General features: G+C 55.6%; 18 protein-coding genes, 3 rRNA genes, 1 pseudogene and 1 riboswitch. Of the genes and pseudogenes, 10 read left to right on the forward strand and 12 right to left on the reverse strand.

Going from position 1 to position 22,868, the window contains the following annotated elements:
* Window positions 1-109: 109 nt before the first annotated feature.
* The 10 genes and pseudogenes from EXW94_RS14595 to EXW94_RS14640 form a co-directional block, all read right to left on the reverse strand.
* Entirely contained in the window at window positions 110-427 is a 318-nt protein-coding gene (locus EXW94_RS14595) for a PTS lactose/cellobiose transporter subunit IIA (protein ID WP_003862327.1), read from the reverse strand.
* On the reverse strand, window positions 427-735 hold the full coding sequence (locus EXW94_RS14600) for a PTS sugar transporter subunit IIB (RefSeq protein WP_010425948.1): 309 nt from the start codon (window positions 733-735) through the stop codon (window positions 427-429). The genes EXW94_RS14595 and EXW94_RS14600 overlap by 1 nt, the downstream gene beginning before the upstream one ends.
* A 133-nt stretch (window positions 736-868) precedes the next feature.
* Window positions 869-2,413, reverse strand: a complete 1,545-nt coding sequence (locus tag EXW94_RS14605; RefSeq protein WP_174340384.1) for a sensor domain-containing diguanylate cyclase — start codon at window positions 2,411-2,413, stop codon at window positions 869-871.
* Window positions 2,414-2,747: 334 nt separating this feature from the next.
* A complete protein-coding gene (gene thiH, locus EXW94_RS14610) occupies window positions 2,748-3,881 on the reverse strand; it encodes a 2-iminoacetate synthase ThiH (protein ID WP_148400229.1) in 1,134 nt (377 codons plus the stop codon).
* Window positions 3,881-4,648: a thiazole synthase gene (thiG, locus tag EXW94_RS14615; protein WP_174340385.1), complete on the reverse strand. Its 768-nt coding sequence runs from the start codon at window positions 4,646-4,648 to the stop codon at window positions 3,881-3,883. The genes thiH and thiG overlap by 1 nt, the downstream gene beginning before the upstream one ends.
* Window position 4,649: 1 nt before the next feature.
* Complete coding sequence (gene thiS, locus EXW94_RS14620; RefSeq protein ID WP_010425940.1) at window positions 4,650-4,850, reverse strand: sulfur carrier protein ThiS; 201 nt, start codon at window positions 4,848-4,850, stop codon at window positions 4,650-4,652.
* Window positions 4,834-5,589: a thiazole biosynthesis adenylyltransferase ThiF gene (thiF, locus tag EXW94_RS14625; protein ID WP_174340386.1), complete on the reverse strand. Its 756-nt coding sequence runs from the start codon at window positions 5,587-5,589 to the stop codon at window positions 4,834-4,836. The genes thiS and thiF overlap by 17 nt, the downstream gene beginning before the upstream one ends.
* The gene (thiE, locus tag EXW94_RS14630; protein WP_174340387.1) at window positions 5,582-6,217 is read right to left on the reverse strand and encodes a thiamine phosphate synthase; all 636 of its coding nucleotides are present in this window, start codon (window positions 6,215-6,217) and stop codon (window positions 5,582-5,584) included. The genes thiF and thiE overlap by 8 nt, the downstream gene beginning before the upstream one ends.
* 10 nt (window positions 6,218-6,227) lie before the next feature.
* A pseudogene (gene thiC / locus EXW94_RS14635) lies at window positions 6,228-8,111 on the reverse strand (phosphomethylpyrimidine synthase ThiC); the annotation flags it as partial.
* 78 nt (window positions 8,112-8,189) lie between these two features.
* Window positions 8,190-8,299: riboswitch (TPP riboswitch) on the reverse strand.
* Window positions 8,300-8,353: 54 nt separating this feature from the next.
* A complete protein-coding gene (locus EXW94_RS14640) occupies window positions 8,354-8,851 on the reverse strand; it encodes an Rsd/AlgQ family anti-sigma factor (protein WP_010425933.1) in 498 nt (165 codons plus the stop codon).
* 95 nt (window positions 8,852-8,946) lie between these two features.
* On the opposite strand from EXW94_RS14640, the gene nudC reads away from it, so the two are divergent.
* From nudC to EXW94_RS14670, 6 genes are all read left to right on the forward strand, one after another.
* Entirely contained in the window at window positions 8,947-9,720 is a 774-nt protein-coding gene (gene nudC / locus EXW94_RS14645; protein ID WP_174340388.1) for an NAD(+) diphosphatase, read from the forward strand.
* 38 nt (window positions 9,721-9,758) lie between these two features.
* On the forward strand, window positions 9,759-10,823 hold the full coding sequence (gene hemE, locus EXW94_RS14650; protein WP_174340389.1) for a uroporphyrinogen decarboxylase: 1,065 nt from the start codon (window positions 9,759-9,761) through the stop codon (window positions 10,821-10,823).
* Window positions 10,824-10,832: 9 nt separating this feature from the next.
* On the forward strand, window positions 10,833-11,504 hold the full coding sequence (gene nfi / locus EXW94_RS14655) for a deoxyribonuclease V (RefSeq protein ID WP_010425928.1): 672 nt from the start codon (window positions 10,833-10,835) through the stop codon (window positions 11,502-11,504).
* A 41-nt stretch (window positions 11,505-11,545) separates the two neighbouring features.
* Window positions 11,546-12,136, forward strand: coding sequence for a YjaG family protein (locus EXW94_RS14660; RefSeq protein ID WP_108418149.1), 591 nt, complete (start codon window positions 11,546-11,548; stop codon window positions 12,134-12,136).
* Between the two features lie 186 nt (window positions 12,137-12,322).
* Window positions 12,323-12,595: a nucleoid-associated protein HU-alpha gene (gene hupA, locus EXW94_RS14665; protein WP_002445246.1), complete on the forward strand. Its 273-nt coding sequence runs from the start codon at window positions 12,323-12,325 to the stop codon at window positions 12,593-12,595.
* Window positions 12,596-12,606: 11 nt separating this feature from the next.
* On the forward strand, window positions 12,607-13,299 hold the full coding sequence (locus EXW94_RS14670; RefSeq protein ID WP_174340422.1) for a DUF1481 domain-containing protein: 693 nt from the start codon (window positions 12,607-12,609) through the stop codon (window positions 13,297-13,299).
* Between the two features lie 48 nt (window positions 13,300-13,347).
* On the opposite strand, the gene purD is transcribed toward EXW94_RS14670, so the two are convergent.
* Both purD and purH read right to left on the reverse strand, forming a co-directional pair.
* Complete coding sequence (gene purD / locus EXW94_RS14675) at window positions 13,348-14,640, reverse strand: phosphoribosylamine--glycine ligase (RefSeq protein ID WP_120158905.1); 1,293 nt, start codon at window positions 14,638-14,640, stop codon at window positions 13,348-13,350.
* Window positions 14,641-14,655: 15 nt separating this feature from the next.
* Window positions 14,656-16,245 carry a bifunctional phosphoribosylaminoimidazolecarboxamide formyltransferase/IMP cyclohydrolase gene (gene purH, locus EXW94_RS14680; protein ID WP_174340390.1) on the reverse strand — a complete coding sequence of 530 codons (1,590 nt, stop codon included), beginning with the start codon at window positions 16,243-16,245 and terminating at the stop codon, window positions 14,656-14,658.
* 559 nt (window positions 16,246-16,804) lie between these two features.
* Between purH and EXW94_RS14685 the strand changes: the two genes are divergently transcribed.
* The 4 genes from EXW94_RS14685 to metA all read left to right on the forward strand — a co-directional run bounded on the left by EXW94_RS14685 (window position 16,805) and on the right by metA (window position 22,749).
* Window positions 16,805-18,344 (forward strand): 16S ribosomal RNA (locus tag EXW94_RS14685).
* 208 nt (window positions 18,345-18,552) lie between these two features.
* A 23S ribosomal RNA gene (locus tag EXW94_RS14690) occupies window positions 18,553-21,457 on the forward strand.
* A gap of 73 nt (window positions 21,458-21,530) precedes the next feature.
* Window positions 21,531-21,646: ribosomal RNA gene (gene rrf, locus EXW94_RS14695) — 5S ribosomal RNA — on the forward strand.
* Together the 16S, 23S and 5S rRNA genes form the textbook arrangement of a ribosomal RNA operon.
* A gap of 173 nt (window positions 21,647-21,819) precedes the next feature.
* The gene (gene metA / locus EXW94_RS14700; RefSeq protein ID WP_108418110.1) at window positions 21,820-22,749 is read left to right on the forward strand and encodes a homoserine O-succinyltransferase; all 930 of its coding nucleotides are present in this window, start codon (window positions 21,820-21,822) and stop codon (window positions 22,747-22,749) included.
* Window positions 22,750-22,868 lie beyond the last annotated feature (119 nt).

A 22,868-nucleotide genomic window follows, 5' to 3' on the forward strand; every position in this document is an offset into this window, starting at 1 on the left:
ATGCCCGGTGATAAACATTACCGGGCATGTGCCTCGTAGGTCGGGTAAGCGTAGCGCCACTCGACAATAAAAAACCCGCCTCGGCGGGTTTTTTTACATCTGTGTGTTATCAGTTTACCAACGGGATCCGTCGATAAAGTTCAATCATATCGCCCGCCAGATCCTGAATGACCATCGCGTTCATCAGGTGATCCTGAGAGTGAACGGTGATCAGGTTAACCGGAAGTTTCCCGGTTCCTTCATCAAGACCGATAAGCTGCGTCTGGATCGTATGCGCGTGTTTTACATATTCGCGCGACTCTTCCATCGCCTTCTCGGCTTCGTCAAAGTCGCCTTTACGTGCCATCTGCAGTGCGGTCAGAGCAGCACTTCGCGCTGCGCCCGCGTTCACCAGCAGTTCCATGATTGTGGTTTCTAAGTCTTCCATTATGACTCCAGCAGCTTGAGCGCTTTTTCCAGTACGGCATCACCTTTCATCATGCCGTAATCCATCATGTCGATCACCGCGACTTTTTTGCCCAGCGGGTCGGCCTGAGCCTGAAGTTTCGCCTGCTCGTATTTTACCTGTGGCCCCAGCAATACGATGTCGGCCGTCGCGATATTGTCTTTAAACTCCGCGACCGGAACGGCTTTAATGGTGACTTCAACCCCTTTTTTCTGCGCGGCATCTTTCATACGTTGAACCAGCATGCTGGTTGACATTCCCGCTGCACAGCATAAAACGATGTTCTTCATAATCAGCCTCGATCTACATGTGTTTATTGATAATTATCCCGTGCAGACCGCTTCAACAACCGCTTTACCGTGATTGTGTGTCAGGCATCACAAAGAAATCGGCATTTTTCTGAAACCGGTTACAATTTTGTGGTCACTCGCTGTCAGATGTACGAACGATACGATTTTTTCCCTGCTGTTTTGCCGTGTAAAGCGCGCCATCGACGCTACCTACAAAGTGTTCCAGCGGCTCGAAGTGCCATTCCCCTAGGCCCGCACTGAACGTCACGTGCAGGTTTTCCTCACGCCAGACGCGCCGTTCCACGGCGGTGCGCCACGCTTCCAGCAGCGCGTGAGCGGTAGCGATCGGCTCCGTATGGAAGATCACCGCGAACTCTTCGCCGCCGTAGCGGTAAACAGAGATGTGATGGGGCTGCATGATCTGGATCCCCTCGCGGGCAACGTTACGCAAAACGATATCGCCGCTCAGGTGTCCCCAGGTGTCATTAATGGATTTGAAGTTATCGATATCGATCAGGCCCAGCGCGAAAGGTTGATGGGCGTTCAGCAGTTCATCCACATCGTTGTCGAAAGCGCGGCGGTTTTTACAGCCCGTTAATGCATCATGGGTTGCCTGACGCACATAGGCCTGTTCACGCTCTTTGTTTGACTGAATGGTATGGCTGAGCATTGCCTCAAGGCGCGGGGCCTGGCTGACATCCCCGGTTTTGATGGCGTTGATAATATTCATCAGCACAGTACGGGAAGCATGGCGCAGGTACAAACCAAACAGAATGATGATAATGGCTGCGAGTGCAAATCCCCAACTGACAACAACGGTTTCGTGGCGGGTAATGGCGGTAAGCGTGGCGTCGGATACCCGATAAATAACAAACCAGTCCGGGTTGGTGAAGGAGTAGTAGTAGTACCAGGATTTGCTTTTTGGATCGAATAAATGGCCTTCGCCGCTGGTCATTTTGTCCATCAGCGCTTCGCTGACGTACGGTTTAAAGAGCGCGCCCGTGTCCGGGTGAAGTACCACGGCACCATCGCGTTCGACAACGAAAAATTCCCCCTGTACGGGTGCCACCATTTGACGAAGGGTGTATCCCATAGAGGTCAAATCGAGATGAAAAGCGAGCGTTCCCTTCAGCCTGCCTTCGGGTGAAATCACCGGTTTGTAGAGGGTGACGGTTGGGTGGTCGGTGAAATAGTCCATATAGGGGCTGGTATAGTGGCTAAAGATACTGGCCTCTGCCTGGCCTATAAACCACGGGCGGGTTCGCGCGTCGAATGTCTTGCTCTTTTCCGTTGGAAGCACTTCCGGCGCGCGCAGATAATGCCCCTGCGTGTCTGTCAAAGAGATGGACGACACGGTCGGCATCAGGTTTTGCAAATGCATTAACATCTGCAGCCCTTGTGCCGGGTCGACGTTGATTGTCTGATTCAGCCGGTCATTGCGCGCAAAATACATCGCTGCACGCCCCAGAATATAGTCGTTTTCACGCAGAATGGATTCGGTATAGTTCACCGCCAGGTTATGGGTGAAATTACTATTAATCTTATGATAATCCTCAAGAAAATCCTTTCTCTGAGAAAGCGTAATCAACACGGCGATCAGCGCGAAGCTGCAGAGGATCCCCGCAAAGCTGACCATAATCGGCCGGGTGAAAGAGAGCTTTTTACTGTGAAGTGCCATGAGCTGTAGATTAATCCAGATGATGAATACGTTACGCCTGCTGATATTCTCTCAGCTTAGTCGCTGTCCTGAGGTTGGTAGCGAATTATACGGAACAGGATTTCAGGCGAGATGATTTATCTTAAGAATCATTAAGAAATTACTCATTATTTTTATTTTCTCAACTTTTGTTATGTTTGGGAGGAGGCAGGGCGAAACGAGGAAGAAGCTTTTCGCCCTGGACAGCATCCGTTGCTGACGAAAGCAGAATAGAAAAACCGGGCACCTGTTCACAACTGCCCGGTGTTTATCTCAGAAGACGCCTCGTCATTTTTTTACGTAGTTGCAGCACATTTCAACGTAATTGCGAGGCGCGTCCCAGCCAGCTGTCCCAGTCTTTCCAGACAGGCTGAAGCCCCTGGGCGATCAGCGCTTCAGCGACGGCTTCCGGACGTCGAGCATCGTGTGGCGCAAACTGCTCCAGCTCCGAACGATCGTCGGCGTAACCGCCCGGCTGCGTTTTGGAAAACGCGCTGACGTTGTTAATCGCAAGCGGGATAACGCGATCGCGAAACGCCGGGGATTCACGCGTTGAGAGCGATAATTCAACGTCCGGGGCGAGCAGGCGAAACGCGCAGATAGTTTGTACCAGCTGGCGCTCATCCATCACCGAGGCCGGTTCGATGCCGCCTGTACACGGACGCAATCTGGGGAAAGAGATGGAGTAGCGACTCTGCCAGTAATGCTGCTGGAGCCACAGCAGATGTTCCGCCACCAGATAGTTATCCACTCGCCAGTTGTCTGAAAGCCCCGTCAGTGCGCCGAGGCCGATTTTGTCGATCCCGGCGCGTCCCAGCCTGTCCGGCGTTTCCAGCCGGAAGAAAAAGTCCTGCTTTTTCCCCTTCAGGTGATGCCGGGCGTACGTCGCCTCGTGATAGGTTTCCTGGTAGACCATGACCCCGTCCAGCCCAAGCGTTTTCAGTTCTGCGTACTCGTCCTGCGACAGGGGCTGCACTTCCATCTGCAACGATGCAAACTCACGGCGAATAGCCGGAAGATGCTGACGGAAATAGTCCATTCCCACCTTCCCCTGATGTTCGCCCGTGACCAGCAGAAGATGCTCAAAGCCCATTTCACGAATGGCCGCACACTCGCGCGCAATCTCACCTTCATCGAGCGTTTTGCGCTTAATGCGGTTGCTCATGGAGAAGCCGCAGTAGGTGCAGTCGTTGGCGCACAGGTTTGAGAGGTAGAGCGGCACGTAGAAGCTCACCGTGTTGCCAAAGCGCTGGCGGGTGAGCCGCTGCGCGCGCTGCGCCATCGGCTCAAGGTAGGCGCTAGCCGCCGGTGAAAGCAGGGCCATCATGTCTTCGCGGGTCGGATGACGCGCGTTTAACGCACGCTCGACATCCGCAGCCGTTTTGCTGTTGATGCGCAGGGCAATATCGTCCCAGTGGATCTGCCGCCAGCGATCGGTAAACGTGGTCATCAGAGCGCCTCCAGGAAACCGGTCAGCGGGCTGGTGGCCTGCGCCTGAACACTGCGGGAGCCGGGGCCAGACTGCCGTGCCAGCAAACCTGACTCCACCGCCAGGCGAAACGCACGCGCCATCATGACCGGATCGTCAGCCACCGCAATAGCCGTGTTCACCAGCACCGCGTCGGCGCCCATCTCCAGCGCCTGCGTCGCATGGCTTGGTACGCCGATACCGGCGTCCACCACCACCGGCACGGTGGCCTGCTCAATGATGATCTCCAGCATGGCGCGTGTCTCCAGCCCCTGGTTGGAACCAATCGGTGCGCCGAGCGGCATGACGGCAGCGCAGCCAGCTTCCTCCAGCCGCTTGCACAGGACGGGGTCGGCACCGCAATAGGGCAGGACGGTAAACCCCTGCTGCACCAGCTTTTCCGCCGCTTTAAGGGTTTCAATGGGATCGGGTAGAAGCCAGCGGGCATCCGGATGAATCTCCAGCTTTAGCCAGTGCGTACCCAGCGCCTCGCGCGCCAGCCGGGCGGCAAAAATCGCCTCCTCAGCGGTTTTGGCTCCGGACGTGTTCGGCAGCAGCGTCACGCCTGCCTCCAGCAGCGGCGCCAGAATGGCATCGCTATGATGGCGCAGGTCCACGCGCTTCATCGCCAGCGTCACCAGCTGGCTGCCGCTTTCACGGATGGCATCCACCATCAGCTGCGGCGAGGCGAATTTTCCGGTTCCGGTAAACAGATGCGAATCAAAAACTTTATCGGCAATACGTAACATTTCAGCCCCCTGCGATGACCTGAAACAGCAGGATCTGGTCGCCTTCATTGACCTGCTGATGTTCCCACTGCTCGCGCGGCAGGATCTGTTGATTGAGCGCCAGCGCCGTTCCCGGCTTGAGCTGGCGTAGCCTTTCGAGCAGCACGGCAACGGTAAGTCCGTCATCGCACTTCATTGGCTCATCGTTAAACAGAATGCGCATCGCGGCCTCCGCATACCGGGCAGCGGCTGGCGCGGTGCAAGGCCAGGTGACGCCAGCCGCTTGAGCGCGCATCAAACAGCCGCAGCGTATTACGTTCCGTCTCCATGCCGCTGAGCAGCTTGATGGCCTCCAGTGCCTGCAGCGTGCCCATCACACCAACGACTGGACCGAGAATGCCTGCGGTGCGGCAGTTACGCTCTGGCTCGGCATCGTCCGGCCACAGGCAGCGATAGCAGCCCTGCGCCCACGGAGGCGTCAGGACCATCATCTGTCCCCCGAAACCGACCGCGCTGGCGGTGATAAGCGGCGTGTTATGTGCCACACAGACGGCGTTAATCGCCTGACGCGTCGCCATATTGTCCGTGCAGTCCAGCACCACGTCGGCAAGGGCAACTTCACGCTGCAGGCGTTCACCACCGAGCCGCTCCTGCAGGGCAATCAGCTCGATGTCCGGGTTAAGCTGGTTCAGCCGCTGCCGGGTGATCTGCGCTTTAGGCTGGTCGATATCTTCCATGGTGAAAAGAATTTGCCGCTGCAGGTTGCTGAGATGTACCTCGTCGTCGTCGGCAAGCACCAGCGTGCCGACGCCCGCACCCGCCAGATAAAGCGCGGCGGGCGCGCCTAAGCCGCCCAGACCGACAATCAGCACCCGGCTGGCGAGCAGTTTTTGCTGCCCGTCGATGGCGATATCCTCCAGCAGGATCTGACGGCTGTAGCGCATAAAATCACGATCATTCATCGCCTGCTCCTGCCAGCTGTAACAGCTGTGCGGTCGCGGCCTGCCAGTCAGCGGCCTGGGTGATGGCGCTGACGACGGCGATACTGCCGACGCCGGTATCCAGCACCGACGGGGCACGTTCAAGGCTGATCCCGCCGATGGCGACGGTGGGGTAATCCGCCAGACGCTTAACATGACTCGCCAGCTGCGTCAGCCCCTGCGGTGCGGAGGGCATCTGCTTGGTTTGCGTCGGGAATACGTGACCCAGCGCGATGTAAGAGGGACGGGCCGCCAGCGCCACGTCGATCTCCATGTCATCATGCGTTGAAACGCCAAGGCGTAGCCCGGCTTCACGGATAGCGCTCAGATCCGTTGTTTCCAGGTCCTCCTGGCCCAGATGCACGCCATACGCCCGGTGCTTAACGGCCAGCCGCCAGTAGTCGTTGATAAACAGGCGGGCGTTATGTCGACGCCCAAGCGCGACGGCGGCAACCACATCGGCTTCCACCTCGACATCGCGTTTATCTTTGATGCGCAGCTGGAGAGTGCGAACGCCAGCCTTCAGCAGGCGCTCTATCCACTCCACGCTGTCCACCACCGGATAAAGCCCTAAGCGGAAGGGCACCGGGGGAAAATCGGGCTGGTACATTACGCCTCCTCTTTTTGAGGTAGATTTCGCCGCCTTTGGCGCGGAAGGTTTCTGACATGTCCGCCATACCCACTTCAATGGTTTGCGCGGCGGCGTAGTCGCGCACCTCCTGGCTGATTTTCATCGAGCAGAATTTTGGCCCGCACATGGAGCAGAAGTGCGCGACTTTGCCCGATTCCTGCGGCAGGGTCTCGTCGTGATAGGCGCGCGCGGTGAACGGGTCCAGCGCCAGGTTGAACTGGTCTTCCCAGCGAAATTCAAAGCGTGCCTTCGACATGGCGTTATCGCGGATTTGCGCGCCCGGGTGGCCTTTCGCCAAATCCGCCGCGTGGGCGGCAATCTTGTAGGTAATCAGCCCCTGCTTAACGTCCTCTTTGTTAGGCAGGCCGAGGTGCTCTTTTGGCGTCACGTAGCAGAGCATGGCGCAGCCGAACCAGCCGATCATCGCCGCCCCAATGCCTGACGTGAAGTGGTCATAGCCCGGCGCGATGTCGGTTGTCAGTGGCCCCAGCGTGTAGAACGGCGCTTCGTGGCAGTGCTCCAGCTCCTCGGTCATATTGCGGCGGATCATCTGCATCGGCACGTGGCCCGGGCCTTCAATCATCACCTGCACGTCGTATTCCCAGGCGATTTTGGTCAGCTCGCCCAGCGTGTGCAGTTCGGCAAACTGCGCTTCGTCATTCGCGTCGCGAATAGAGCCCGGACGCAAGCCGTCGCCCAGTGACAGAGAGACATCATACGCGGCGCAGATTTCGCAGATCTCGCGGAAGTGTTCGTAGAGGAAGTTTTCCTGATGATGTGACAGGCACCACTTCGCCATGATGGAGCCGCCGCGCGAGACGATGCCGGTCAGACGTTTCGCCGTCATCGGCACGTAGCGCAGCAGCACGCCCGCGTGAATGGTGAAGTAGTCCACGCCCTGTTCCGCCTGCTCCAGCAGCGTGTCGCGGAACGCTTCCCAGGTGAGGTCTTCGGCAATGCCGTTGACCTTCTCCAGCGCCTGATAAATCGGGACGGTGCCAATCGGTACCGGGCTGTTACGCAGGATCCACTCGCGGGTTTCGTGAATATAGCGGCCGGTGGAGAGGTCCATTACCGTGTCCGCACCCCAGCGCGTGGACCAGACCAGCTTTTCCACCTCTTCTTCGATGGAGGAGGTGACGGCAGAGTTACCGATGTTCGCGTTGACCTTCACCAGGAAGTTGCGGCCGATAATCATCGGCTCGGATTCCGGGTGGTTGATGTTGGCGGGGATGATCGCGCGACCGGCAGCCACTTCGTCACGCACAAACTCCGGCGTGATGTTCTCCGGCAGACGAGCGCCAAAGCCTTCGCCCGGATGCTGATAGCGCAGTATTTCGCTACGGATGCGCTCGCGACCCATGTTTTCGCGGATGGCGATGAACTCCATCTCCGGCGTGACGATGCCCTGGCGCGCGTAGTGCAGCTGGGTCACGCATTTGCCCGCTTTAGCACGTTTTGGCGTCAGCAGGCCGGTAAAGCGCAACTCGTCCAAACCGTCGTCGGCCAGGCGTTCTTTGGTGTAAGCAGAGCTTTGCTCGTTTAGCGCTTCGCTGTCATTACGCGCGTCAATCCACGGCTGGCGCAGCTTCGCCAGACCCTGCTGGACGTTAATTGCCACATCGGGATCGCCATACGGGCCGGAGGTGTCGTATACCGGCACGGCTTCGTTGTCTTCAAACTGCGGATCCTCTTTGCTGCCGCCGATAAGCGTCGGGCTGAGCTGGATCTCACGCATCGGGACGCGAATATCGGCCTGCGAGCCGGAAATGTAGATACGTTTAGAGTTCGGGAAAGCAGTGCCTTCCAGGGTATCGATGAAGTGTTGGGCCTGTGCGCGCTGTTCGCGGCGGGTCAGTTTTGCAGTAGACATAGCTCATTCCAAAAGTGAAGGACATGGCTTGTCAGACGACGGATGAAGCAAGAGAGGATCGCCCTCAGGCGATACAACAGCTGTGTGACTCTTGTTCCCTTCGCAGGTATTAGCCTGATCAGGTTCCGCGGATCCCGAATTAACGGTCTCAGCCCGTGCTTTCACACTGGGCACTCCGACAAGAAAAATCCCCCTCGTGAGAGGGGCGAATGGTTGTAAATTACTCGTTAACGATTAAGAACTCAAGCAGGGCGCGCCACGTTCTCTTCATTGCTGGTATTCACGTCATTGTCCAGCACGAGGGCGATCAGCTTATCTTCCAGCGTGAATCGCTCCTCCAGCGCTTCACCGAGATCGGACAGCGCCTGCTGAAACTCAAGATAGTTATCGTGATCGATGGCGTTTTCGAGCGTGGAATCGTAGTAATCCATGATCTGCTGGGTGTTGGCTTCCAGCAGCGGATAGAGTTTGCTGGCCGCTAAATACGGTGTTGTCCCTTCCATTTCGCGGATAATGCGTTCATAAATATTGAAATGGCCGTCGGACAGGTAGTCGACCAGGCTCTGGCAAAAATCATCCAGCGCTTTTTCATTCAGCCGCATAAACGATTCTTTGCCAGGCTTAATACCGACCAGATTGTAATAAGCCACGAGTAGATGCTTGCGCACGTGTAGCCAGCGATCCACCAGTTTGTTACTTCCTCTAACGCGCTCAGTCAGGCTCTCTAGCTGGTTTAACATGGTCGACTCCGCAAGGTATAGGATTGAATCTGCTTATCCAAAATGTAACCACAATGCTAACAACATGTCAGTGAAGCGAAGGTAGTGCAATAGATATGGATCGTATTATTGAAAAATCAGATCTGGGTTGGTGGATCGTTAGTCACGAACAAAAATTATGGCTGCCCGCCGGGGAAATCCCCCATGGCACGGCGGAAACGTTCGATCTTGTCGGACAAACCGCGCTGTGGATCGGCGAGTGGCAGGGCGAGCCGGTGTGGTTGATCCAACAGGCGCGTCGCCAGGATATGGGGTCTTTGCGGCAGGTGCTGGATCAGGATGTCGGGCTGTTCCAGCTGGCGGGGCGCGGCGTGCAGCTGGCGGAGTTTTACCGCTCGCATAAATACTGCGGCTACTGCGGTCATACCATGCACCCGAGCAAAACCGAGTGGGCGATGCTCTGCAGCCACTGCCGCGAGCGCTACTATCCTCAGATTGCACCCTGCATTATCGTCGCTATCCGTCGGGAGGATTCCATCCTGCTGGCGCAGCATACTCGTCATCGCAACGGCATTCACACCGTGCTGGCCGGGTTCGTCGAAGTAGGCGAAACGCTGGAGCAGGCGGTGGCGCGCGAGGTGATGGAAGAGAGCAGTATTAAGGTGAAGAACCTGCGCTACGTCACCTCCCAGCCCTGGCCGTTCCCGATGTCGCTGATGACCGCGTTTATGGCGGAATACGATAGCGGCGAGATCGTTATCGATCAGAAAGAGCTGCTGGAAGCGAACTGGTATCGCTATGACGATTTACCGCTGTTGCCTCCGCCGGGCACCGTGGCGCGTCGGCTGATAGAAGATACCGTGGCGATGTGTCGGGCCGAGTATGAGTAGTGTTACACTGAGGCCATGACGCTTAAGGAACTGCAAAAATGACCGAACTGAAGAACGATCGTTATCTGCGTGCGCTGCTGCGCCAGCCCGTTGATGTCACCCCGGTGTGGATGATGCGCCAGGCGGGACGCTATCTGCCAGAGTACAAAGCCACGCGCGCGCAGGCGGGCGATTTTATGTCGCTGTGCAAAAACGACGAGCTGGCCTGCGAAGTCACGCTCCAGCCGCTGCGCCGCTTCCCGCTGGATGCTGCGATCCTCTTCTCGGATATTCTGACCATTCCGGATGCAATGGGCCTTGGCCTGTACTTCGAAACCGGTGAAGGTCCGCGTTTCACCTCCCCAATCAAAAGCAAAGCCGACGTGGATAAGCTGCCGATCCCCGATCCGGAAGGCGAGCTGGGCTACGTGATGAACGCCGTACGCACCATCCGCCGCGAGCTGAAAGGCGAAGTGCCGCTGATTGGCTTCTCCGGCAGCCCGTGGACATTGGCGACCTATATGGTGGAAGGGGGCAGCAGCAAAGCCTTCACCATGATTAAAAAGATGATGTACGCCGAGCCGCTGGCGCTGCATGCGCTTCTCGACAAGCTGGCGAAGAGCGTCACGCTCTATCTGAACGCGCAGATTAAAGCCGGTGCGCAGTCGGTGATGATTTTCGATACCTGGGGCGGCGTGCTGACCGGACGCGATTATCAGCAGTTCTCCCTGTATTACATGCACAAAATCGTCGACGGCCTGCTGCGGGAAAATGAAGGCCGCCGCGTGCCTGTGACGCTGTTCACCAAAGGTGGCGGTCAGTGGCTGGAAGCGATGGCGGCGACCGGCTGTGACGCGCTGGGCCTCGACTGGACCACCGATATCGCCGATGCGCGCCGTCGCGTGGGCGACAAAGTGGCGCTGCAGGGTAATATGGATCCGTCCATGCTCTATGCTCAGCCCGCCCGCATTGAAGAAGAAGTGTCGACTATACTGTCTGGTTTCGGCCAGGGTGAAGGCCACGTCTTTAACCTCGGCCACGGCATTCATCAGGATGTGCCGCCAGAACACGCTGGCGTATTTGTGGAGGCGGTGCATCGGCTTTCTGCCCAGTATCACAAGTAAGGAGTGGTTATGGATCTCGCGTCGCTGCGCGCTCAACAAATCGAACTGGCTTCATCGGTGATCCGCGAGGATCGTCTGGATAAGGATCCCCCGCAGTACATTGGCGGAGCGGACGTCGGGTTCGAGCAGGGTGGGGAAGTGACGCGAGCGGCGATGGTGGTGCTGAAATACCCTTCGCTTGAGCTGGTGGAGTACAAGGTGGCGCGTATCGCGACCACCATGCCGTACATTCCGGGCTTTCTCTCCTTTCGCGAATATCCCGCGCTGCTGGCAGCGTGGGAGCAACTCTCGCAAAAACCTGACCTGCTGTTTGTTGATGGACACGGTATTTCACACCCGCGCCGTCTAGGCGTTGCCAGCCACTTTGGGCTGCTGGTGGATGTGCCGACCATCGGCGTCGCCAAGAAACGCCTGTGCGGCGCGTTTGAACCTCTCTCCGCCGAGCCGGGCGCGCTGGCGCCGCTTATCCATAAAGGCGAGCAGTTAGCGTGGGTCTGGCGCAGCAAGGCGCGCTGTAACCCGCTCTTTATCGCCACCGGTCACCGGGTGAGCATGGACAGCGCCCTGGCGTGGGTACAGCGCTGCATGAAGGGCTACCGCTTACCGGAGCCGACGCGCTGGGCAGATGCTGTCGCCTCCTCGCGCCCGGCATTCATTCGTTGGCAGGAAATTCAGCCGTGATTCAGGTAAACTGCGGCTAATTTTCGATTCGAGACATCATCATGTTACAAAACCCGATTCATCTGCGCCTTGAGAAGCTGGAAAGCTGGCAGCACGTGACCTTTATGGCTTGCCTGTGCGAGCGCATGTATCCCAACTATGCCGCGTTCTGCAAGCAGACGGCGTTTGGCGAAGGCCAGATTTATCGTCGTATCCTGGATTTAATCTGGGAAACGCTGACGGTGAAAGACGCGAAGGTGAATTTTGACTCCCAGCTGGAAAAGCTGGAAGAGGCGATCCCCGCTGCGGATGATTTTGACCTGTACGGTGTCTACCCGGCCATTGATGCCTGCGTGGCGTTAAGTGAGCTGATCCACTCCCGCCTGAGTGGTGAAACGCTGGAGCACGCCATCGAAGTCAGTAAAGCGTCCATTACGACCGTCGCGATGCTCGAAATGACCCAGGAAGGTCGCGAAATGACCGACGAAGAGCTGCGTGCTAACCCGGCCGTTGAGCAAGAATGGGATATTCAGTGGGAGATTTTCCGCCTGCTGGCAGAGTGTGAAGAACGCGATATTGACCTGATAAAAGGGCTGCGCGCGGACTTACGTGAGGCCGGTGAGAGCAATATTGGTATAATTTTTAACCAATGAGATAAGAAAACTTGAGATAACGCGCGTTTTGTCGCTCCTCGACTCTTCCCTTTCGCCCCTTGTCTGGTCTACATTTGGGGGGCGAAAAAAAGTGGCTATCGGTGCGTGTATGCAGGAGAGTGCTTTTTTGGCATTTTCGTCGCACTCGATGCTTAGCAAGCGATAAACACATTGAAAGGATAACTTATGAACAAGACTCAACTGATTGATGTAATTGCGGACAAGGCTGATCTGTCTAAGGTGCAGGCTAAAGCTGCTCTGGAATCTACCCTGGCTGCTATTACTGAGTCTCTGAAAGAAGGCGATGCTGTACAACTGGTTGGTTTCGGTACCTTCAAAGTGAACCACCGCGCTGAGCGTACTGGCCGCAACCCGCAGACCGGTAAAGAAATCAAAATCGCCGCAGCTAACGTGCCGGCATTTGTTTCTGGTAAAGCACTGAAAGACGCAGTTAAGTAAGACGCGTGGCAGTGAACAGTTTTAACGAAGGGGCGGAAACGCCCCTTTTGTCATTCTGGCGTGGAACGCTCGCGCTGGCAGGCGTGCTGTTGCTGTCAGCCTGTAGCCACGACTCCTCCCTCCCTCCGTTTACCGCCAGCGGTTACGCGGACAACCAGGGCGCGGTCAGGATCTGGCGCAAAGATTCCGGCGGCGAAGTGCATCTGCTTTCTGCCTTCAGCCCGTGGCATAACGGCAATACATCGACGGCGGAATATCGCTGGCAGGGAGATGACCTGTCGCTGATTGAACTGAACGTCTACAGCAAGACCCCCGAACACGTGAAAGTGCGTTTTGACGACCATGGTGAGCTGAGCTTTATGCAGCGTGAAGTCAGCGGTCAAAAACAGCAGCTTTCCAGCGATCAAATCGCCCTCTACCGTTATCGTGCTGAACAAATCCGCCAGACCAGCGATGCGCTTCGTCTGGGACGCGTTGTGCTGCGCCAGGGGCGCTGGCATGCCGATGGGACGGTGACAACCTGTGAAGGGCAGACGGTCAAGCCTGAGCTCGAATCCTGGGCGACAGAACACATTCAGCGTCGTCAGCGGCATTCATCAATGGAAGTGAGTGTGGCGTGGCTGGAAGCGCCGGAAGGCTCTCAGCTGCTGCTGGTGGCGAACGAAGACTTCTGCACCTGGCAGCCGACAGAGAAGAGTTTTTGATTTAAGTCCCCTCTCCCTGTGGGAGAGGGTTAGGGTGAGGGTGTGAAATTACTCGCCCTGCTCACGCGCAATCGCGCGATAGCCGATATCCTGACGGCTAAAGCTGCCGTTCCAGTGAATATCCGCCATCAGCGCATAGGCGCGTTTCTGCGCTTCTGCAACGGTATGGCCCAGCGCGGTCGCACACAGCACGCGTCCACCGTTAGTGAGGACGCGGTCATCATCAGCCAGCTTCGTTCCGGCGTGGAATACCTTCGCGCCTTCAATCTCTTCCAGCGGTAAGCCGTGGATCTCATCCCCGGTGTTGTAGTTGCCAGGGTAACCACCTGCAGCAATCACCACGCCCAGGGACGCGCGCTCGTCCCACTCTGAGGTTTTCTCGTCGAGCTTGCCTTCGCAGGCCGCCAGGCACAGATCCACCAGGTCAGATTTCATGCGCAGCATGATGGGCTGCGTTTCCGGATCGCCAAAGCGGCAGTTAAATTCGATAACCTTCGGGTTACCCTGCTTGTCTATCATCAGACCTGCGTAAAGGAAACCGGTGTAGGTGTTGCCTTCCGCCGCCATCCCTTTCACGGTAGGCCAGATGACGCGATCCATGGTGCGCTGATGTACTTCGTCAGTCACTACCGGAGCAGGGGAGTAGGCACCCATCCCACCGGTATTCGGGCCGGTATCGCCATTGCCCACACGCTTGTGGTCCTGGCTGGTGGCCATCGGCAGAACGTGCTCGCCGTCGACCATCACGATAAAGCTGGCCTCTTCGCCGTCGAGGAACTCTTCGATCACGATGCGGTGGCCCGCGTCGCCAAAAGCGTTGCCTGCCAGCATATCCTGAACCGCGGCTTCGGCTTCTTCGAGGGTCATCGCGACGATAACGCCTTTACCGGCTGCCAGGCCGTCGGCCTTGATAACAATCGGCGCACCTTTTTCACGCAGGTATGCCAGGGCTGGCTCTACTTCGGTGAAGTTCTGATATTCCGCCGTCGGGATGTTATGACGCGCGAGGAAATCTTTGGTGAAGGCTTTAGAGCCTTCCAGCTGCGCGGCACCTTGCGTTGGGCCGAAGATTGTCAGGCCCGCCGCGCGGAACGCATCAACGACGCCAATCACCAGAGGGGCTTCCGGGCCCACAATCGTCAGATCGATTTTCTCGTTCTGGGCAAAGCTCAGCAGCGCCGGAATGTCGGTCACGCCGATAGCCACATTCTGCAGCGCGGGCTCCAGCGCGGTACCGGCGTTGCCCGGCGCTACGAAGACCGTTTTCACCAGCGGAGACTGCGCCGCTTTCCACGCCAGAGCGTGCTCGCGCCCGCCGTTACCAATGACTAATACTTTCATTTTCAGCTCCGGGAATTAATGACGGAAGTGGCGCATATCGGTGAAGATCATCGCGATGCCGTGTTCGTCGGCGGCTGCAATCACTTCGTCGTCGCGGATTGAGCCGCCAGGCTGGATCACACAGGTGATCCCTACAGCGGCTGCCGCGTCGATACCGTCACGGAACGGGAAGAAGGCGTCAGAAGCCATGGCGGAGCCTTTTACTTCCAGACCTTCATCGCCTGCTTTAATGCCCGCGATTTTCGCGGAGTAGACGCGGCTCATCTGGCCTGCACCTATTCCGATGGTCATGTTCTCTTTCGCGTAGACGATGGCATTGGATTTGACGAACTTCGCGACCTTCCAGCAGAACAGCGCGTCACGCAGTTCCTGTTCGCTCGGCTGACGTTTGGTCACCACGCGCAGGTCGGCTTCTGTCACCATACCCAGATCGCGGTCCTGAACCAGCAGACCGCCGTTCACGCGCTTGTAGTCCAGGCCCGGCACGCGTTCTGCCCACTGGCCGCAAACCAGCACGCGCACGTTCTGTTTTGCCGCGGTGATTTTCAGCGCTTCTTCGGATGCGGATGGCGCGATGATCACTTCAACGAACTGACGGGAGATGATGGCCTGTGCGGTTTCAGCATCCAGTTCGCGGTTGAAGGCGATAATGCCGCCGAATGCGGAGGTCGGGTCGGTTTTGTAGGCGCGATCGTAGGCATCCAGAATAGAGGTGCTTACCGCGACGCCGCATGGGTTGGCGTGCTTAACGATAACGCAGGCTGGCTCGCTGAACTCTTTCACGCATTCCAGCGCGGCGTCGGTGTCGGCAATGTTGTTATAGGAGAGCGCTTTGCCCTGAACCTGCTGGGCAGTCGCAACAGAGGCTTCTTTTACCTCTTCTTCTATATAGAAGGCAGCCTGCTGGTGGCTGTTCTCGCCGTAGCGCATATCCTGCTTCTTAATGAAGTTCAGATTCAGGGTGCGCGGGAAGCGGCCAGAAGGATCTTTGCTTTCACCGTGGTAGGCAGGTACCAGGCTACCGAAGTAGTTGGCGATCATGCTGTCGTACGCGGCGGTGTGTTCGAAGGCTTTGATGGCGAGGTCGAAACGCGTTTCTAGCGTCAGTGACCCTTCGTTGGCATCCATCTCATTAATAATGGTTTCGTAATCGCTGCTCTTTACGACGATGGCCACATCTTTATGGTTCTTGGCCGCGGAGCGCACCATGGTTGGGCCGCCGATGTCGATATTCTCTACGGCATCTTCCAGAGAGCAGCCTTCGCGGGCAACGGTCTGGGCAAACGGGTAGAGGTTAACAACCACCATGTCGATTGGCGCGATGTCATGCTGTTCCATAATGGCGTCGTCCTGACCGCGACGGCCAAGAATGCCGCCGTGCACTTTCGGGTGCAGGGTTTTGACGCGTCCATCCATCATTTCCGGGAAACCGGTGTAATCGGACACTTCGGTTACCGGCAGACCTTTATCTGCTAACAGGCGAGCGGTACCGCCTGTAGAAAGCAGCTCCACACCGCGTGCAGAAAGTGCCTGAGCGAATTCGACGATACCGGCTTTATCAGAAACACTGAGCAGAGCGCGGCGGACTGGACGACGTTGTTGCATGGTAAATCCCCTGGATTTCACGATTACAGAGAGCGTTAGATGAATTTTCCTGCGAAAAACTCATCTAACACACCTGACGGGGCATCCTTGTTAAGCGCGAGCATTTTAACGAAAACGTTTGCGCAACGCTCGCACATTTTCACTTTTTCGTATCATTGTGGATAAGTCTGTGTGTAAAAAGGTATAAGGCGGGGTTTTGCTGTGTAATGCAGCAGTCAGTCATTTTTCTGTCATTTAGCGGTTGCGGCCTGCGGAGAACTCCCTATAATGCGCCTCCATCGACACGGAACATGTGAATCACTTCACAAACAACCAGGTCGATTGAAGAGAAAAATCCTGAAATAACGGGTTGACTCTGAAAGAGGAAAGCGTAATATACGCCACCTCGCAACGGTGAGCGAAAGCCGCGTTGCACTGCTCTTTAACAATTTATCAGACAATCTGTGTGGGCACTCAAAGTGACATGGATTCTTAATGTCTTCGGACAATAAATGAATACCAAGTCTCTGAGTGAACATACGTAATTCATTACGAAGTTTAATTCACGAGCATCAAACTTAAATTGAAGAGTTTGATCATGGCTCAGATTGAACGCTGGCGGCAGGCCTAACACATGCAAGTCGAGCGGTAACACAGAGAGCTTGCTCTCGGGTGACGAGCGGCGGACGGGTGAGTAATGTCTGGGAAACTGCCTGATGGAGGGGGATAACTACTGGAAACGGTAGCTAATACCGCATAACGTCGCAAGACCAAAGAGGGGGACCTTCGGGCCTCTTGCCATCAGATGTGCCCAGATGGGATTAGCTAGTAGGTGGGGTAACGGCTCACCTAGGCGACGATCCCTAGCTGGTCTGAGAGGATGACCAGCCACACTGGAACTGAGACACGGTCCAGACTCCTACGGGAGGCAGCAGTGGGGAATATTGCACAATGGGCGCAAGCCTGATGCAGCCATGCCGCGTGTATGAAGAAGGCCTTCGGGTTGTAAAGTACTTTCAGCGGGGAGGAAGGTGCTGAGGTTAATAACCTCAGCAATTGACGTTACCCGCAGAAGAAGCACCGGCTAACTCCGTGCCAGCAGCCGCGGTAATACGGAGGGTGCAAGCGTTAATCGGAATTACTGGGCGTAAAGCGCACGCAGGCGGTCTGTCAAGTCGGATGTGAAATCCCCGGGCTCAACCTGGGAACTGCATTCGAAACTGGCAGGCTAGAGTCTTGTAGAGGGGGGTAGAATTCCAGGTGTAGCGGTGAAATGCGTAGAGATCTGGAGGAATACCGGTGGCGAAGGCGGCCCCCTGGACAAAGACTGACGCTCAGGTGCGAAAGCGTGGGGAGCAAACAGGATTAGATACCCTGGTAGTCCACGCCGTAAACGATGTCGACTTGGAGGTTGTGCCCTTGAGGCGTGGCTTCCGGAGCTAACGCGTTAAGTCGACCGCCTGGGGAGTACGGCCGCAAGGTTAAAACTCAAATGAATTGACGGGGGCCCGCACAAGCGGTGGAGCATGTGGTTTAATTCGATGCAACGCGAAGAACCTTACCTACTCTTGACATCCAGAGAACTTTCCAGAGATGGATTGGTGCCTTCGGGAACTCTGAGACAGGTGCTGCATGGCTGTCGTCAGCTCGTGTTGTGAAATGTTGGGTTAAGTCCCGCAACGAGCGCAACCCTTATCCTTTGTTGCCAGCGGTCCGGCCGGGAACTCAAAGGAGACTGCCAGTGATAAACTGGAGGAAGGTGGGGATGACGTCAAGTCATCATGGCCCTTACGAGTAGGGCTACACACGTGCTACAATGGCGCATACAAAGAGAAGCGACCTCGCGAGAGCAAGCGGACCTCATAAAGTGCGTCGTAGTCCGGATTGGAGTCTGCAACTCGACTCCATGAAGTCGGAATCGCTAGTAATCGTAGATCAGAATGCTACGGTGAATACGTTCCCGGGCCTTGTACACACCGCCCGTCACACCATGGGAGTGGGTTGCAAAAGAAGTAGGTAGCTTAACCTTCGGGAGGGCGCTTACCACTTTGTGATTCATGACTGGGGTGAAGTCGTAACAAGGTAACCGTAGGGGAACCTGCGGTTGGATCACCTCCTTACCTTAAAGAACCTGCCTTTGTAGTGCTCACACAGATTGTCTGATGAATGATGAACTTCTGAATGTACTTTTGAGTGCATTAAGAAGTTTTGCTCTTTAAAAATCTGGATCAAGCTGAAAATTGAAACGACACACATGTTATGTGTGTTCGAGTCTCTCAAATTTTCGCAAGTCGGTGATGAATCGAAAGAAACATCTTCGGGTTGTGAGGTTAAGCGACTAAGCGTACACGGTGGATGCCCTGGCAGTCAGAGGCGATGAAGGACGTGCTAATCTGCGAAAAGCGCCGGCGAGGTGATATGAACCTTTGACCCGGCGATGTCCGAATGGGGAAACCCAGTGTGTTCCGACACACTATCGTTAACTGAATACATAGGTTAACGAGGCGAACCGGGGGAACTGAAACATCTAAGTACCCCGAGGAAAAGAAATCAACCGAGATTCCCCCAGTAGCGGCGAGCGAACGGGGAGCAGCCCAGAGTCTGAATCAGCTTGTGTGTTAGTGGAAGCGTCTGGAAAGTCGCACGGTACAGGGTGATAGTCCCGTACACGAAAGCACACTTGCTGTGAACTCGAAGAGTAGGGCGGGACACGTGGTATCCTGTCTGAATATGGGGGGACCATCCTCCAAGGCTAAATACTCCTGACTGACCGATAGTGAACCAGTACCGTGAGAGAAAGGCGAAAAGAACCCCGGCGAGGGGAGTGAAAAAGAACCTGAAACCGTGTACGTACAAGCAGTGGGAGCCTACTTGTTAGGTGACTGCGTACCTTTTGTATAATGGGTCAGCGACTTATATTCTGTAGCAAGGTTAACCGTATAGGGGAGCCGAAGGGAAACCGAGTCTTAACTGGGCGTTAAGTTGCAGGGTATAGACCCGAAACCCGGTGATCTAGCCATGGGCAGGTTGAAGGTTGGGTAACACTAACTGGAGGACCGAACCGACTAATGTTGAAAAATTAGCGGATGACTTGTGGCTGGGGGTGAAAGGCCAATCAAACCGGGAGATAGCTGGTTCTCCCCGAAAGCTATTTAGGTAGCGCCTCGTGAACTCATCTTCGGGGGTAGAGCACTGTTTCGGCTAGGGGGCCATCCCGGCTTACCAACCCGATGCAAACTACGAATACCGAAGAATGTTATCACGGGAGACACACGGCGGGTGCTAACGTCCGTCGTGAAGAGGGAAACAACCCAGACCGCCAGCTAAGGTCCCAAAGTCATGGTTAAGTGGGAAACGATGTGGGAAGGCACAGACAGCCAGGATGTTGGCTTAGAAGCAGCCATCATTTAAAGAAAGCGTAATAGCTCACTGGTCGAGTCGGCCTGCGCGGAAGATGTAACGGGGCTAAACCATGCACCGAAGCTGCGGCAGCGACACTATGTGTTGTTGGGTAGGGGAGCGTTCTGTAAGCCGTTGAAGGTGGCCTGTGAGGGTTGCTGGAGGTATCAGAAGTGCGAATGCTGACATAAGTAACGATAATGCGGGTGAAAAGCCCGCACGCCGGAAGACCAAGGGTTCCTGTCCAACGTTAATCGGGGCAGGGTGAGTCGACCCCTAAGGCGAGGCCGAAAGGCGTAGTCGATGGGAAACAGGTTAATATTCCTGTACTTGGTGTTACTGCGAAGGGGGGACGGAGAAGGCTATGTTAGCCGGGCGACGGTTGTCCCGGTTTAAGCATGTAGGCGGAGGTTCCAGGTAAATCCGGTACCTTATTAACGCTGAGGTGTGATGACGAGGCACTACGGTGCTGAAGTAACAAATGCCCTGCTTCCAGGAAAAGCCTCTAAGCATCAGGTAACATCAAATCGTACCCCAAACCGACACAGGTGGTCAGGTAGAGAATACCAAGGCGCTTGAGAGAACTCGGGTGAAGGAACTAGGCAAAATGGTGCCGTAACTTCGGGAGAAGGCACGCTGATATGTAGGTGAAGCCCCTGCGGGTGGAGCTGAAATCAGTCGAAGATACCAGCTGGCTGCAACTGTTTATTAAAAACACAGCACTGTGCAAACACGAAAGTGGACGTATACGGTGTGACGCCTGCCCGGTGCCGGAAGGTTAATTGATGGGGTTAGCGGCAACGCGAAGCTCTTGATCGAAGCCCCGGTAAACGGCGGCCGTAACTATAACGGTCCTAAGGTAGCGAAATTCCTTGTCGGGTAAGTTCCGACCTGCACGAATGGCGTAATGATGGCCAGGCTGTCTCCACCCGAGACTCAGTGAAATTGAACTCGCTGTGAAGATGCAGTGTACCCGCGGCAAGACGGAAAGACCCCGTGAACCTTTACTATAGCTTGACACTGAACACTGGTCCTTGATGTGTAGGATAGGTGGGAGGCTTTGAAGCGTGGACGCCAGTCTGCGTGGAGCCGCCCTTGAAATACCACCCTTTAATGGCTGGTGTTCTAACGTAGACCCGTGATCCGGGTTGCGGACAGTGTCTGGTGGGTAGTTTGACTGGGGCGGTCTCCTCCCAAAGAGTAACGGAGGAGCACGAAGGTTAGCTAATCCTGGTCGGACATCAGGAGGTTAGTGCAATGGCATAAGCTAGCTTGACTGCGAGAGTGACGGCTCGAGCAGGTGCGAAAGCAGGTCATAGTGATCCGGTGGTTCTGAATGGAAGGGCCATCGCTCAACGGATAAAAGGTACTCCGGGGATAACAGGCTGATACCGCCCAAGAGTTCATATCGACGGCGGTGTTTGGCACCTCGATGTCGGCTCATCACATCCTGGGGCTGAAGTAGGTCCCAAGGGTATGGCTGTTCGCCATTTAAAGTGGTACGCGAGCTGGGTTTAGAACGTCGTGAGACAGTTCGGTCCCTATCTGCCGTGGGCGCTGGAGAATTGAGGGGGGCTGCTCCTAGTACGAGAGGACCGGAGTGGACGCATCACTGGTGTTCGGGTTGTCATGCCAATGGCATTGCCCGGTAGCTAAATGCGGAAGAGATAAGTGCTGAAAGCATCTAAGCACGAAACTTGCCCCGAGATGAGTTCTCCCTGACCCTTTAAGGGTCCTGAAGGAACGTTGAAGACTACGACGTTGATAGGTCGGGTGTGTAAGCGCAGCGATGCGTTGAGCTAACCGATACTAATGAACCGTGAGGCTTAACCTTACAACGCCGAAGGTGTTTTGGCGAAGAGACAGACACGATATTTTCAGCTTTGATACAGATTTAACAGAATTTGCCTGGCGGCTTTAGCGCGGTGGTCCCACCTGACCCCATGCCGAACTCAGAAGTGAAACGCCGTAGCGCCGATGGTAGTGTGGGGTCTCCCCATGTGAGAGTAGGGAACTGCCAGGCATCAATTAGAAGAACCCCGTACCGAAAGGTGCGGGGTTTTTTGCTTTTGTTTTTCCCCCTCCTTGAAACTTTCTCACCTTACGCTTGCAGGCTCGACATTATGCCTGTTTCTGGGTATCGTTAGCTATCTGGATGTCTAAACGTTTATACGTATGCTGTGAGGATATTAAGTTATGCCGATTCGGGTGCAGGACGAGCTACCAGCCGTCAATTTCTTGCGTGAAGAAAACGTCTTCGTCATGACGGCTTCGCGTGCGACAGGTCAGGAAATTCGCCCGCTGAAGGTGCTTATTCTCAATCTGATGCCGAAAAAGATCGAAACAGAAAACCAGTTCCTGCGTCTTCTGTCGAACTCCCCACTGCAGGTCGATATTCAGCTGCTGCGAATCGATGCCCGCGAGTCGCGTAACACGCCTTCTGAGCATCTGAACAACTTCTACTGTAACTTCGCTGACATTCAGGGTGAAAACTTCGACGGACTGATTGTGACCGGCGCGCCGCTCGGTCTGGTTGAATTTAATGATGTCGCCTACTGGCCACAGATCAAACAGGTCCTGGAGTGGGCAAAAGATCACGTCACGTCCACATTGTTTGTCTGTTGGGCGGTACAAGCCGCACTGAATATTCTTTATGGCATCCCCAAGCAAACCCGCACTGAAAAACTCTCCGGCGTATACGAACACCACATTCTTCATCCCCATGCGTTGCTGACGCGTGGTTTCGATGACTCTTTCCTGGCCCCGCATTCTCGCTACGCCGATTTCCCGGCCCAGCTGATTCGTGATTACACCGATCTGGAGATCCTGGCCGAAACGGAAGATGGGGATGCTTACCTGTTTGCCAGCAAGGATAAACGCATTGCATTTGTGACCGGGCATCCTGAGTACGATCCGCATACTCTCGCGTCAGAGTATTTCCGTGATGTCGAAGCGGGTCTTAATCCGGAAGTACCGTACAACTATTTCCCAAAAGACGATCCGCAAAACAAACCGAGAGCAACCTGGCGCAGCCACGGGAATTTGCTTTTCACTAACTGGCTCAACTATTACGTCTACCAGATAACGCCATACGATCTGCGTCACATGAATCCGACGCTGGAGTAATCTTCTGCATTAAACGATCCTAAAGCGTTTCAGCTATTCAAATCAGGCACCTTCAGGTGCCTTTTTTATTTCCGAAATGCCACTCACCATTCGATCAAACTTTAACCTCAATAAAATCA

The sequence above is a fragment of the Enterobacter sp. JMULE2 genome (assembly GCF_013337145.1).
Lineage (GTDB): Bacteria > Pseudomonadota > Gammaproteobacteria > Enterobacterales > Enterobacteriaceae > Enterobacter > Enterobacter mori.

Bases quoted from the DNA above. Each gene is read 5' to 3' on its own strand.
- EXW94_RS14595 (WP_003862327.1), bottom strand. From the start codon at position 427: ATGGAAGACTTAGAAACCACAATCATGGAACTGCTGGTGAACGCGGGC.
- EXW94_RS14600 (WP_010425948.1), bottom strand. From the start codon at position 735: ATGAAGAACATCGTTTTATGCTGTGCAGCGGGAATGTCAACCAGCATG.
- EXW94_RS14605 (WP_174340384.1), bottom strand. From the start codon at position 2,413: ATGGCACTTCACAGTAAAAAGCTCTCTTTCACCCGGCCGATTATGGTC.
- thiH (WP_148400229.1), bottom strand. From the start codon at position 3,881: ATGACCACGTTTACCGATCGCTGGCGGCAGATCCACTGGGACGATATT.
- thiG (WP_174340385.1), bottom strand. From the start codon at position 4,648: ATGTTACGTATTGCCGATAAAGTTTTTGATTCGCATCTGTTTACCGGA.
- thiS (WP_010425940.1), bottom strand. From the start codon at position 4,850: ATGCGCATTCTGTTTAACGATGAGCCAATGAAGTGCGATGACGGACTT.
- thiF (WP_174340386.1), bottom strand. From the start codon at position 5,589: ATGAATGATCGTGATTTTATGCGCTACAGCCGTCAGATCCTGCTGGAG.
- thiE (WP_174340387.1), bottom strand. From the start codon at position 6,217: ATGTACCAGCCCGATTTTCCCCCGGTGCCCTTCCGCTTAGGGCTTTAT.
- EXW94_RS14640 (WP_010425933.1), bottom strand. From the start codon at position 8,851: ATGTTAAACCAGCTAGAGAGCCTGACTGAGCGCGTTAGAGGAAGTAAC.
- nudC (WP_174340388.1), top strand. From the start codon at position 8,947: ATGGATCGTATTATTGAAAAATCAGATCTGGGTTGGTGGATCGTTAGT.
- hemE (WP_174340389.1), top strand. From the start codon at position 9,759: ATGACCGAACTGAAGAACGATCGTTATCTGCGTGCGCTGCTGCGCCAG.
- nfi (WP_010425928.1), top strand. From the start codon at position 10,833: ATGGATCTCGCGTCGCTGCGCGCTCAACAAATCGAACTGGCTTCATCG.
- EXW94_RS14660 (WP_108418149.1), top strand. From the start codon at position 11,546: ATGTTACAAAACCCGATTCATCTGCGCCTTGAGAAGCTGGAAAGCTGG.
- hupA (WP_002445246.1), top strand. From the start codon at position 12,323: ATGAACAAGACTCAACTGATTGATGTAATTGCGGACAAGGCTGATCTG.
- purD (WP_120158905.1), bottom strand. From the start codon at position 14,640: ATGAAAGTATTAGTCATTGGTAACGGCGGGCGCGAGCACGCTCTGGCG.
- purH (WP_174340390.1), bottom strand. From the start codon at position 16,245: ATGCAACAACGTCGTCCAGTCCGCCGCGCTCTGCTCAGTGTTTCTGAT.
- metA (WP_108418110.1), top strand. From the start codon at position 21,820: ATGCCGATTCGGGTGCAGGACGAGCTACCAGCCGTCAATTTCTTGCGT.